The organism is Paenibacillus cookii (assembly GCF_018333375.1).
In the GTDB taxonomy this organism is placed as follows: Bacteria; Bacillota; Bacilli; order Paenibacillales; family Paenibacillaceae; genus Paenibacillus_AQ; species Paenibacillus_AQ cookii.
In genome coordinates this window covers 34,862-46,890 of record NZ_BORW01000008.1, presented here as the reverse complement: position 1 = coordinate 46,890, position 12,029 = coordinate 34,862, and the positions used below count along the sequence as shown (strand labels likewise).

General features: G+C 53.6%; 10 protein-coding genes. 4 read left to right on the top strand and 6 right to left on the bottom strand.

The window, feature by feature from the left end; all coding sequences use genetic code 11:
• The first annotated feature begins 29 nt into the window (after positions 1-29).
• The 4 genes from KI367_RS10130 to KI367_RS10115 all read left to right on the top strand — a co-directional run bounded on the left by KI367_RS10130 (position 30) and on the right by KI367_RS10115 (position 5,221).
• Complete coding sequence (locus tag KI367_RS10130) at positions 30-1,547, top strand: response regulator (protein ID WP_212949383.1); 1,518 nt, start codon at positions 30-32, stop codon at positions 1,545-1,547.
• A 305-nt stretch (positions 1,548-1,852) separates the two neighbouring features.
• A complete protein-coding gene (locus KI367_RS10125; protein ID WP_373316223.1) occupies positions 1,853-2,797 on the top strand; it encodes a glycoside hydrolase family 113 in 945 nt (314 codons plus the stop codon).
• Positions 2,798-2,801: 4 nt separating this feature from the next.
• On the top strand, positions 2,802-4,037 hold the full coding sequence (locus KI367_RS10120; RefSeq protein WP_212949533.1) for an AGE family epimerase/isomerase: 1,236 nt from the start codon (positions 2,802-2,804) through the stop codon (positions 4,035-4,037).
• Entirely contained in the window at positions 4,034-5,221 is a 1,188-nt protein-coding gene (locus tag KI367_RS10115; RefSeq protein WP_281422501.1) for a glycoside hydrolase family 130 protein, read from the top strand. Before KI367_RS10120 ends, KI367_RS10115 begins: the two co-directional genes overlap by 4 nt.
• Before the next feature lie 272 nt (positions 5,222-5,493).
• On the opposite strand, the gene KI367_RS10110 is transcribed toward KI367_RS10115, so the two are convergent.
• From KI367_RS10110 to KI367_RS10085, 6 genes are all read right to left on the bottom strand, one after another.
• The gene (locus tag KI367_RS10110) at positions 5,494-6,555 is read right to left on the bottom strand and encodes a LacI family DNA-binding transcriptional regulator (RefSeq protein ID WP_246536826.1); all 1,062 of its coding nucleotides are present in this window, start codon (positions 6,553-6,555) and stop codon (positions 5,494-5,496) included.
• Positions 6,556-6,644: 89 nt separating this feature from the next.
• Positions 6,645-7,667, bottom strand: coding sequence for a Gfo/Idh/MocA family protein (locus KI367_RS10105; protein ID WP_212949379.1), 1,023 nt, complete (start codon positions 7,665-7,667; stop codon positions 6,645-6,647).
• Positions 7,668-8,017: 350 nt separating this feature from the next.
• A complete protein-coding gene (locus tag KI367_RS10100; RefSeq protein WP_212949377.1) occupies positions 8,018-8,329 on the bottom strand; it encodes a hypothetical protein in 312 nt (103 codons plus the stop codon).
• Between the two features lie 17 nt (positions 8,330-8,346).
• Entirely contained in the window at positions 8,347-8,676 is a 330-nt protein-coding gene (locus tag KI367_RS10095; RefSeq protein WP_036713352.1) for a type II toxin-antitoxin system RelE/ParE family toxin, read from the bottom strand.
• Positions 8,660-8,932 (bottom strand): type II toxin-antitoxin system Phd/YefM family antitoxin, encoded by a 273-nt coding sequence (locus KI367_RS10090; protein WP_036713353.1) that lies wholly within the window; start codon positions 8,930-8,932, stop codon positions 8,660-8,662. The genes KI367_RS10095 and KI367_RS10090 overlap by 17 nt, the downstream gene beginning before the upstream one ends.
• Before the next feature lie 459 nt (positions 8,933-9,391).
• Positions 9,392-11,731 carry an AraC family transcriptional regulator gene (locus KI367_RS10085; protein WP_246536823.1) on the bottom strand — a complete coding sequence of 780 codons (2,340 nt, stop codon included), beginning with the start codon at positions 11,729-11,731 and terminating at the stop codon, positions 9,392-9,394.
• Positions 11,732-12,029 lie beyond the last annotated feature (298 nt).

The following is a 12,029-nucleotide window of genomic DNA, read 5'->3' as shown; positions in this document are numbered from 1 at the left end:
GTTTCGAGAAGAAAGGAGGGCGAAGCCGCTTGCTTAAAATCATCATCGTGGACGATGAAATGCTGATTCGCGAAGGACTGGCGAAGATCATCGGCAAGGAAAGTCCTTGCTTCCAGGTCGTCGGCCAATTTCCGGACGGGGAGGATGTGCTTCGGCATCTTCCGGGACTCGAAGTCGACGTGGTCATTACGGACATCCGGATGCCTGTCATCGACGGCCTTGAGCTGATCAAAAGCTTAAGGGCGACCCACCCCCATATCCGTTCCATCCTCATGAGCGGATTTACGGAATTCGAATATGCCAGGGAAGCCATCCGGGCATCCGCCGTCGATTACCTGCTCAAGCCGATCAACAAGGAACAGCTGTTTGAGCTGCTTTACCGGTTAAACGACGAACGCGAGTCCGCCAGGGAAAAAGAGGCGGTCCACCGCCAAAGGCTGATCCACACCTGCCTTCACAGCGAGGCCGTGGCCGACTTTGTTTGGGAGGAGCTGGCGCTTCCCCGGCCTTATTTCGTGGCGTTCGTCCAAAAAGCGGGCTTCGGGGAACCGGAGCAAGCGCAGGAATGCTGCCGGGGTTCGGAGGGGCTTGATCCCGAATGGTTATTCGATCGGTTCGCCCTTCGATGCCGGCTGACAGCCTATATTTATTATTTCGCCGAAGCTCCCGGAGCGGAAGACGTCAACCGGATCGGCAGGTTCCTGACGGGCGACGCGTTCCATGGCGGGGCCGACGGCCGGGTCCATGCCGGCTCCAGCCATGTCTACAATGATGTCAAAATGCTCAAGGCGTCCTACCTGGAGGCCAAGCTTGCCTGCGATACGGGAATTTATGCGCACGCCCCCCGCTATTACGTCCCCTGTGGCGCCGCCCGCGGCCGCCAAACGCCGCCGCAGGTGCAGGAGATAACCGCCGCGGAGTGGGAGTTTTTTACCGAGCAGCTCCATCTCCTCCACGCGGCATCCCTGCAGGAGTGGATTCAGCGGCGGTTCGAGCATCTCAGGTCGGCATCGGCCTCTCCCGAAGCCATCCTGGAGACGTGCTGCCAGATCGAAGAAACGGCGGCTGCGGAAATCCGGGAGCTGAAGGACGTTTTCGAGTCGCCGGCCCATGCCGGGTGGAAGGAGCAGCTGCTTGCCTCCCTGTCCTTTGCGGAAATGAAGCAGCTGTTTTTGTCCTTTTTCATGGGCGCGTTGGCGGAAGTGCAGGAAGCCCGCAAGGAAATGGGCAGCAAGGCCGTCGAGACGGTCAAACGCTGGATCGCCGAAAACTACAGCGGGCATGTCGAGCTGAATACGCTGGCCAATCTCGTCTTCCTGACCCCAAGTTATTTGAGCAAGCTCTTCAAACACGAAACGGGCCTCACGGTAACGGAGTACATTGCCGAGGTCAGGATGAAAAACGCCAAACGCCTCCTTCGGACCGAACCGGGCATGAAAGTACACCAAATCGGCGCCGAAGTGGGTTATCCGGACCCCGCCTATTTCAATAAATTGTTTAAAAAGATGGTCGGCGTAACGCCGAACGAATATAAAAAAAGATTGTGATCGCCTGCCCCGTTTCATCGCCAAACATCGATCGACGATAAAGATTGACACGAATGCCGCTTACCCAAGCGGCTTTTTGTTTTTCATCATAACCGCTTCGATTTTTCATGCCTCCGTTAGCACTCATTTGTTTTTTAGGTATTGATATCGTCCGAGGTTCCGGTATATATTTAGCATATGGTATTTATTTTGTTATTATTTATGATAACAAATCATAACAATTTGTTTGATTCTAACGAATAAGCCTGTTATTTAAACGACACGAGGTGAACGAATTGAAACTAACAGAACCATTTATCGCGGGCATGACATGGGGATTCATGGGAGTCAGAGGAACGTGGGCTACCGAAAAAGCCTCCGCTTCCATGGAAGCGATGCCCGAAACGACCGGCGTCAATTGGACCGCCATTGCCTTTTCGGCTTACCAAGCGACTCCCTTCTCCACGGAGATCCCTTACTGGGAAGAGCCGACCGTGACGGATGACGAGGTCAAATGGGCCGTTGCCAAAGCCAAATCGTTGGGGCTCAAGGTGTGCCTGAAGCCGATCGTCAACTGCGCCGACGGGACGTGGCGGGCCCACATCAACTTTTTCGACAAGGACGTGCCCTGCGAACCGAAGTGGAGCGATTGGTTTGCTTCCTATGACCGCTATATCCTTCATTTTGCGAAGATCGCCGAGGAAACCGGGTGCGAGATGCTGTGCATCGGCTGCGAAATGGTACAAACGGACCGCCGGGAACGGGAATGGCGCGAGCTGATATCTAAAGTCAGGGACGTTTACAGCGGAATCCTCACGTATAATTGCGATAAATATCAGGAGGATAACGTTGTTTGGTGGGACGACCTCGACGTGATCAGCTCCAGCGGATATTATCCGATTCAGGATTGGGACAACCAATTGGACCGGATTGAAGCCGTCGTCCGGAAGTTCAACAAGCCGTTCATTTTTATGGAGGCCGGATGCCCGAGCAGAACCGGTTCGGCTTCGATTCCCAACGACTGGACGTTTCAAGGCGCGGTGAACGAAACCGAGCAGGCCGATTTTTACCGCACCATGTTCGGCAAGTGCAGCGGGCGGGATTGGGTGCAAGGATTTATGTTGTGGGATTGGCCGGCCGAGCTGTACCGCCGGGATGAGGCGTCCGCGGATGACGGATATTGCGTATACGGCAAAGAGGCCGAAGCCGTCATTAGGGAACATTACGCCCTTCGTCTGAAACACGGGGCGCATGCCCAAGGAGGATGCTGACATGATGGACGCCTTGCCGTGGATGCAGGAGCTTGAGGACGAGCTGAAAAACAATATTTTGCGGTTTTGGATGGACAAAAGCGTGGACGACGCGCGCGGCGGCTTTTACGGCGAAATCGACCGGCAGCTCCGCGTGAATGAACGGGCCGACAAAGGGCTGGTGCTGAACGCCCGCATCTTATGGACGTTTTCGGCCGCTTACCGCCGCTACAAAGACGAGCAATACCTGAAGATCGCAAGCAGAGCTTATCATTACTTGATCGAGCATTTTTTGGATCGGAGCTTCGGAGGGTTGTATTGGATGGTGGATGCCGACGGCCATCCGTCCCAGGATAAGAAGCAGATCTACGGGCAATCCTTTGCGATTTACGCATTATCCGAATTCTATCTCGCCGATGGACACCAGGAGGCTTTGGATGCCTCCATCGAGCTGTATGAGCTGATTGAGCGGCACAGCCACGACCCGATCCATCAAGGTTACATCGAAGCTTTGGGACGCGACTGGACCCATACGAGCAGCTTCAGCCTCAGCAACAAGGACCTGAATGAGAAAAAATCGATGAACACCCATCTCCACGTCCTGGAGGCTTATACGAACCTGTACCGGGCATGGAAATCACCGGCGCTGGCTTCAAGCCTGGCGCGGTTAATCGAGGTGACGATTGAAAAGATCGTTGACCCTGCCACGGGGCATTTCCGGCTGTTTTTTGACGAGGAATGGAACGCAAAAGGCTCGCATATTTCCTACGGCCACGATATCGAAGGCAGCTGGCTGCTGCTGGAAGCCGCCGAAGTTCTTCAGGATCAGCCGCTGCTCGAACGCGTAAGAGCCGTTGCCGTCCGGATGGCGGAAGCCGTCATCGCAAACGGCGTCGACCGGGACGGCGGGATCTGGAACGAAGCCGACCCTGACGGAGTGACCGATGCCGACAAGGATTGGTGGCCGCAAGCCGAAGCCATGGTCGGCTTCTACAATGCCTATGAATTGACGGGGGATCCCAAATTCAGGGCTGCAGCCTTGGACTCCTGGAAATTCATTCAGCAATACATCGTTGACCGCGAGCACGGGGAATGGCATTGGGGCGTCGACCCGAACGGCGTGCCGCTGCCTGGCGGCCCGAAAATCAGCGCATGGAAATGCCCGTACCATAACGGCAGGGCCTGCCTTGAAATGCTGTCCCGCCTTCAAAAAGAAACGAACGGCCGGGAAGCCGATTCACGATTATCGGAGGGGATATGATGAGCTTGTTCGAGCAAAGAAAACGGCAGTTGACCGAAAACTATGAAACGTTAATCAACCGGAAAAACGAAAAAATGCCGCCGGGCAACGGCGTTTACGACCGCTACCGCTACCCGGTGCTCACGGCAAACCATGCGCCCCTGATCTGGAGATACGATTTTAATCCCGAAACGAATCCTTATTTTTCGGAACGGCTTGGCGTGAACGGCGTTTTTAATCCCGGAGCCATTCATTTGAACGGCAAATTTTATTTGGTCGCCCGCGTCGAAGGCGTGGACCGCAAGTCTTTTTTCGCGGTCGCCGAAAGCGACAACGGGATCGACGGCTTCCGCTTCTGGGATCATCCGATCGTCATGCCCGAAACCGACGTTCCGGATACGAACGTTTATGACATGCGGCTGGTGCAGCACGAAGACGGCTGGATTTACGGCTTGTTCTGCACCGAGAGGAAAGATCCGGACGCTCCCCGGGGCGATTTGTCGAGCGCGATCGCCCAGTGCGGAATCGCCCGCACGAAAGACCTCGTCACATGGGAGCGCCTGGACGATCTGAAGACGGGATCGCCGCAGCAGCGGAACGTCGTGCTGCATCCCGAATTCGTCGACGGGAAATATGCCTTCTACACCCGGCCGCAGGACGGGTTCATCGATGCCGGTTCCGGCGGAGGGATCGGCTGGGGATTATCCGATTCCATCGAACATGCCGTCATCGACCAGGAGATCGTCATCGACGAACGCCAATACCACACCATCAAGGAAGTCAAAAACGGGCAGGGACCCGCGCCGATCAAAACCGACCGCGGCTGGCTCCATATCGCGCACGGCGTCCGCAATACGGCTGCCGGCCTCAGATACGTTCTATACGCTTTCCTTTCCGATTTGGACCGTCCTTACCAGGTGACGCACCGCCCAGGCGGGCATTTCATCGCGCCGGAAGGCGAAGAACGGGTGGGCGACGTCTCCAATGTCGTCTTCTGCAACGGAGTGATCGCCACCGACGACGGAAACGTATACATTTATTACGCTTCCTCCGATACCCGGGTACATGTGGCCACCACCACGGTAGACCAGCTGCTGGATTACGTGCTGCGCACGCCGGAGGACGCCTTGCGCTCCTATGCATGCGTGGAACAACGCATCCAACTGATCGACCGTAATCTGGAATTGCTCAAGGCCCGCATTTAAATAAAGATTCGGCAAAAATCCGGAGAGCCGCTTTCAATCAGCAATTTATAGAGCGGAACGGTTTCGTTCACCTATATATGGGACCAGGGAGCGGCCGGAATCGGGGTTTGCAAAATCCTGAAATATCAAAAAGGGGATCCTCTGCCTGCCGTTTATCGGCTGATGGATTCCCTTTTTGATGACGGTGCGGTTTCGGCCCGGCCGGCGGAGCCGCAGCGATCCGCGGCCGGGCGCGGCCGTTTCCCCGATGCGTTTTTTGCCGCCGCGCCTTTTTACGGCTCCTTAGGCTCCGACGTGGAGTCCCGGTGCACGATGTCCGCGGATACCAGGATTTTCTCGACGGGAAGTTCCGGATACCGGATCCTTTCAAGCAGCTTTTTGACCGCCCGTTCGCCCATGGCCTCCTTCGGCACATGCACGGTCGTCAGTGCAGGCTGGGACCGGTCGGCGGCGTCGATGTTGTCAAAGCCGGTGACGGAAATATCCTCCGGTACCCGGATGCCGTGTTTCCGCAATGCGGATATCACCCCGAACGCGATCGAATCGTTGGCGCAAACCAATGCCGTCGGCAGCTGCCCCTTTTCTTTCATTTTGGTCAGCCATTTCTCGAATTCCCCGGCGAACTCGCCGCTGTCCACCCCATCCAGCGTCAGCATCGGATCAATGGGTTTGGGTGCCTCCAGGTCGTTCTGTTCGAGCACTTTGCGATATCCGATCCATCGGTCCTGAAAGCTGCGGGAAAAGCGAACGTCCCCGACAAATTGCAAACGCGTATGGCCAAGGCCGATCAAATGGTTGCAAAGCCGGGCAATCGCGTCCGTATTGTTGACGAAAACCGTATCCGTCGGAATCAGGTCGTCTTCATGATCGACGAGGACCATGGGAATGCCAAGGCGGTGCGTCTCCAGCAGCAGCTCGGAATCGATTTTGCCGACCCCGATCATGCCGAAAATCCCGCTTGGATTCAGCACATGGACGAACGAGTCGACCCGGGACTCCGTGACGATAACCATGCCGAGGCCCTTCCGTTCCAACTCCCGCGAAATGCCCTCCATAATTTTTCCCCAATATAGGGAATCCTTGGTCTGAAAGCGAATGTTAGGCATCAAAACGATGACAGACTGCTTGCCGGATGCCGAAATGACGTTGGGTTCCCCTTCTTTATTTTTCATGTAGGCATTTTTCTGGGCAAAATATCCGAGCTGGGAAGCGGCTTGAATGACCCGCGATTTCGTATGTTCATTGACGCCGCCTTTTCCCGAAAGCGCCTTGGAGACGACAAACTTCGAAACGCCCAGATGGTCGGCAATCTGCTGCATCGTAACCCTTTTCAACGTATAACTCCCCCCGCTAGCAACGACTGTTTGCATTTTTTATTCATTTTATTATAACAAAGGAACGCAAAGGGATAAACCGGATCGGGTTACGAACCTAAGATTCGATCCAGCGCGGTTTGATTCCGGTGCCCATCTTCGATCAGAGGCAAATCCGCATCGGGTTGGCCGAACTTGATATAACGATATACGTTGTCTATAAACGGATAAAATGCCGGGTAATAGGCTTGAGCTTCCGCCGAAATAACGGAAGGAGCTTCTTTTGGCGCCGGCAGGCCGATTTCGGTAAGCTGACCTCCCGCTTCCCCGAATCGAAGAACCCGATCATCCGTTAACGTGATCGAACCCTTGTTTCCGAATATTTTGAGCTGGGACCCGAAACCATGATGAACCCCGGACAATAATTGAATCGAAAACGTGAATCCGCTGCTCATCATGCCGTGAACGAAAAAAGCATCGTCTGCATCCCTTTTTTCTCCGGCCCCCTGAGGGACATGAGTATGCACGGTTCCGTGGACGATCTCGATTTCATCCTGCGCAAGCCACCGCAAGCAATCGATCATATGCGAGCCGACGGCACCGAGCATGCCTCCGAACTTGCTTTTTTCCCCCATCCAGCCCCTTGGGGCGGTCAGCAGCCTTGCATATTGCGGGCTCGATATGTGGTATTCGAAATGAAGGATCTGCCCGATGGCACCGTTGGTGATTAGCTCCTTTACCTTCTGCCGCACAGGCAGGTACCGCCATTCAAAATCAACGACGACCTTGGCCCGGCTTTTCGTTGCCATCTCCAGCAGCTTCCCCGATTCATGGCTGTTCATCGCAAAAGGTTTTTCGCAAATGACGGGCAACCCTTGTTCAATCGCTCGCTTCACCATTCGGAAGTGATCCGAAGGAAGGGAACTGACCACCAGAAGTTCGAGTTCCTCCCGATCCAGCATTTCTGTCCAGTCTTTATAATGTACCGGAGCTTGTTTCCATCCCGCCCATTCGTCCGGGAGCTCATGCCTCATCATGGTGCTGACGGCTGCGACCTCCATGTCCGGATGAAGCCGGATCAATGGTGCCTGAATCCTCAGGCCGAAACCTCCTCCGATGATGCCAACCCGCATACCGCACCTCCAAAAATGTTTTCTTCTGACCATTAAAAGCAGTTGGCGTCCGCAAAATCAAACACGATCGAGACGGTAAACCCGAGGTCAATATTTTTCGAATCCGGCGCACGAGGCTGCGCGACGTGACGATCCCGAAAGCGATGCCGACGATCGCCGCGCCGACGAAAAAGCCCACCAGGCTGATGCCGAAAAAGCCGAAAGCCTTCGGCAGAAATTGGCCGAGACAGCAAATTTATTAGCGGAGCCTAATAGGAATGGGGTTCCTTTGGATTCAAAATTGAATATTACTGAAGAGTCGTTAACGACTCCTTCTGATATTGATATTAACTTAACTCAAAAATTAAATTCTACAGAAGAGCTGACTGTATATCCATTTCAGACTTTTTCTTCGCCAACATCTCACCGATCGTTTTTAACGGCATATCACAAACATAACCAATCCGAGCTACTTGTTCATCAGCAGCTGCACTTATGTATGGAGCAATCGCTTTTTTCTTATCGCTTCGTTCCTTTCTCTGTTCTCCCGCCATATTTACCTCCACTTTTTTCAAGTTAATGCAGCGCTCTCTTTTTCTATAATTAAAACCAAAATCCCAGTCTTCGAATTCAAGAACCGAACCAACATAAAAAGAAGCCGAATGGGCGCATATCCTGCCCATGGCTTCTTTGGGTTGCTTTATTTTAATGAAGGACCAAATAACTCACGAAGATAATCCCGTCGCCCATGTAAAAGCCGATGAATAATCACCGTATCTTCAATTACCCGATAAAACACTAAATAAGGGTGCACGACAATGAACCGGTAACCTCGTTGCAGTAAGGGAAAATCATCTTCCGACAAGACGGACCCCATATAAGGGAACTCCGCAAGATTTAAAATTTGATCGTCTATTTTTTGCAACAAATTTTCTGCAGCTGAAACATTGTCCTGGGATATGAATGAAAAAATTTCATCCATATCATCAACCGCAGCCGGAGCATATTGCACCCTATTCCTTTGCTGCATCGATCTTCCTCCGGATTCTTGAAATAACCTGGTCGTGATCGAGTAATGCTTCCCCTTCGGTTACCTGTTTCTCAGCAATCAAAAGCTTTGATTGTAATTTAATCCGTGCTTCCATCCGGCGATAAGCCTCATGGCTCATAACAACAAGATCAGCTTCGCCATTTCGTGTTAAAATAACCGGTTCATCGAGTTCATGACAATATTTTGAGAAACCATTATAATCCTGCCGGATTGTGGTTGAGGGTTTAATGTTCATTTTGCACTTCCCTTCTCCAAATGACATTATTCTGACATTATTATATCATTAAAATCAACATCATACCCACCAAAAGGGAAAATGTGCTAAGTACGTTTGACCATCTCATTCAGCGCTTTTCTTTCCTGCTCAATAAGCTTCCGTAGCTCACTTTTTTCTCTCACAGGTTACTCCCCCACTCCTATGATCCAAAGATTTGACGGGCGACGATTGCAAACAAATCGTCGATAACCTTCCCATCCCTCTTTAGCTGCTTCTCTAAACCAGGCAAGACGGGCGCCGTTATCTCCAATAGGTAATATCTAAATTCCTGCTCCGGTTTTAATTTTGACGCTACTGACTTCTTGGGGCACGGCCAGATGGCCGGTTCCCTCCATTCATCCCTGAGGCATCCCTCAGCTTCAGTTTTTTCTCCCCGTCAACCGTCCGCCCATGAAAAAACGCGGGGCCGTCCATTTTTCACGCTTCCTTCTTTTCCTGCATCGCAGGACTGAACTGGTCCCGGTATTGTCCCGGCGTCATTCCCTCCAGCTTCTTGAACATCCGGTTGAAGTAAGGCGGCTGGTAGCCGACCGCCCGGGCGATATCGCTGATTTTCATGTCGGTCGAAACGAGCAGCTTTTTGCAGTGGTTCATTTTGAGGGAAGTCAAATAGTCGATGTAGTTCGATCCCGTCATTTGACGGAACGCCTTGCTGAGCTGGGACACGCTGACCCCTGCTTCCATGGCGAACGTTTCCAGCGAAAGCTCGGCCATGTAATTTTCATGGATCGTCGCGATGATTTGGTCCACGATGCCCTTCATGAACGGATGATAACTCCGGTTCAACACCTCGATGTAGGGCCGGATCATGTTTTCCCGGAACCACTGGATGCACGCATTGGCGTCCCGGAGCGCCTCCAGCTCCTCCTGCAGTTTGATCCCGTCACAGATGGCGTAAGGGTTATGGTTCGATTGCAGCATCGAACGGAACAGGCTGTTTTTCAGCCGCATCAGGCCTTGATGCACGACCCATTCCGGCGCCCCGTCCTTCTGCAGCGCTTCGACGAACCGGATCAAAATATCCTCCGCCTCTTTTTCCAGTCCCAGGTTCAGCGTATGCGTAAACTCCTGCTCCAGCTCGAAAGGAAATTCGACCTCCACGTTGGCTTTCTCCAGCACCGCCCCGGCTTCAAGCAGCTGGCTGTCGGACGTAAAGGTGCGGTAGCTCAGCGCCCTTCTGGCCTGTTCCAGCAAATAGGGCACGTCGCGCCAGGCCGCCGCAGGCCCGTTCACGACGATCGTGGCCGGCATGCTCAGCACGTCCCGAAGGGTATCCAGCATGTCGCTGCCGAGCTGCATCAGCGTCGGCTTCAGATCATTCCCCGGCCCGGCGGCCGGCACGCATGAAATGACCGCAAACGAGCCGTCCATAAAATCCAGGGTATGCACGTACGAGCCGGTCCGCTCGGACATTTCATGCAGCAGGTTGATGGCGGCGTAAGTCAGCAGCTGCACGTCCTTCCCCGTTAGCTGGCCGCGTCCCAGCGTCAGGGAATGAAGGCGGCATACCACGATAAAAAAGCGATGTTCCGTCAGATCCAGCTGCAGCGCCTGCAGCTTTTCGATGATTTCGGCTTCCGTCAGATGGGCCGCCTGGCCCGTCACAAACTGGTTGATGAGCGCTTCCCGCACCTTCGGAATGGACTGGTTCAGGTTGCTCTGCAGCGTCTCGTTGACGGACCGGTACTGCTTCCATTTTTCCTCGATGTATTTCAGCTCGTCGTTCGCCAAAGCCGGCTCCGGCTTGCCTTCCTTGAACAAATCGACGATTTTGCGGATGGGCCTGTAGATCCGGTTGGAGGCGAACCAGCTGAGGGCCAGCGCCACGAACAGGGAGCCGATCCAATACACGACCACGACATGCCGGTACGGTCCCGTAGGCGCCGTAACGGCCGACGACGGCGTACCCGAGACGAAGGTCCAAATGCCGCCCATTTTTTCAAAGGATAACACGCTCACAAGCAGCTTGTCGTTTTTTACCGGGAGCTGAAAATGCATCTGCGTGTCGTAGGTACGTTTGACGGTGCGCAACTTCTCCAGAATGCGCGGCATGACCTCCGGATACTGTTTGCTTGCGTCGGATTGCCCGACCAGCGTATCCTCCCCGTCGAGGACAAAAGCGACCTGCTCGGAATTGGCGTTCAGGTGCACTTTGGCCGGGTTGACGTACAACACAAGCGCCCCGTAGGATTGCTGGCTGTTGAAGGGCAGCTTCATGACGATGGCATGCGTCGGTTTCCCTTTATTGTACGGGCGGGGCAGCGCATTCGTCCAAAAAATGCTTTGGTCGGACGACATGATCCTTTTCCAGGCGGCCGCATCCGCCGGATCATCCAAAGGGCGCAAACCAAGCATAGGCTGCATGATCTTGTTCTGCTTGGCCACATACAGATAAGCTTGGTCAACCAGCGGATCGCCGTTTTCGATAAAATAAAGCGTATCGCTGAGCTCCTGCGTTTTTTCGAACTGGTCCACGAAGTTCGTGTCGGCCAGGGACGGTTTCAGTATAGGGTTCGACATCATGTGTACGGCATATTGGACAAGCTGGGAAAATTGCTCATCGATTTGCCGCGCCGTATCCTTCAGCAGCTGCTCGTTGTTCTGTTGGTGCTGCCGGATCAGGTACTGGTTGCCGACATGCCAGTTGATAAAACTTACGATCGAAATGGGAACGCAGGTGAGCATGATGGCCAGCGCAATGGTTTTCCAATACATGATTCCTTTTGAAGCCAATTTCCTTGTCCATTCCTTCCCCAAATCCCTCACTCCTGACGGTACTGTTCGAAATAAGCCATAACTCGCGAACGGCGTGTTGTATCATCCATCATAACGAAACGAGGCTCACATGAAAAGGCTTACAACGCGAAAAATCATGCCATTTCGCCGGATGCCGGGGCCAATCCCTTCGGGGCAAAAAAGTGCAACGCCATGAAACGGATAACGGGGAGTGCCTCGCCTTCAGGCTCGAACCGAAGCCACGAAAGCCCGGCCGCAAAGGCATAAAAAACCCCGCCGCCGTTGCCCGAAAATAAAATCAAATTGCCGGAAATGCCGC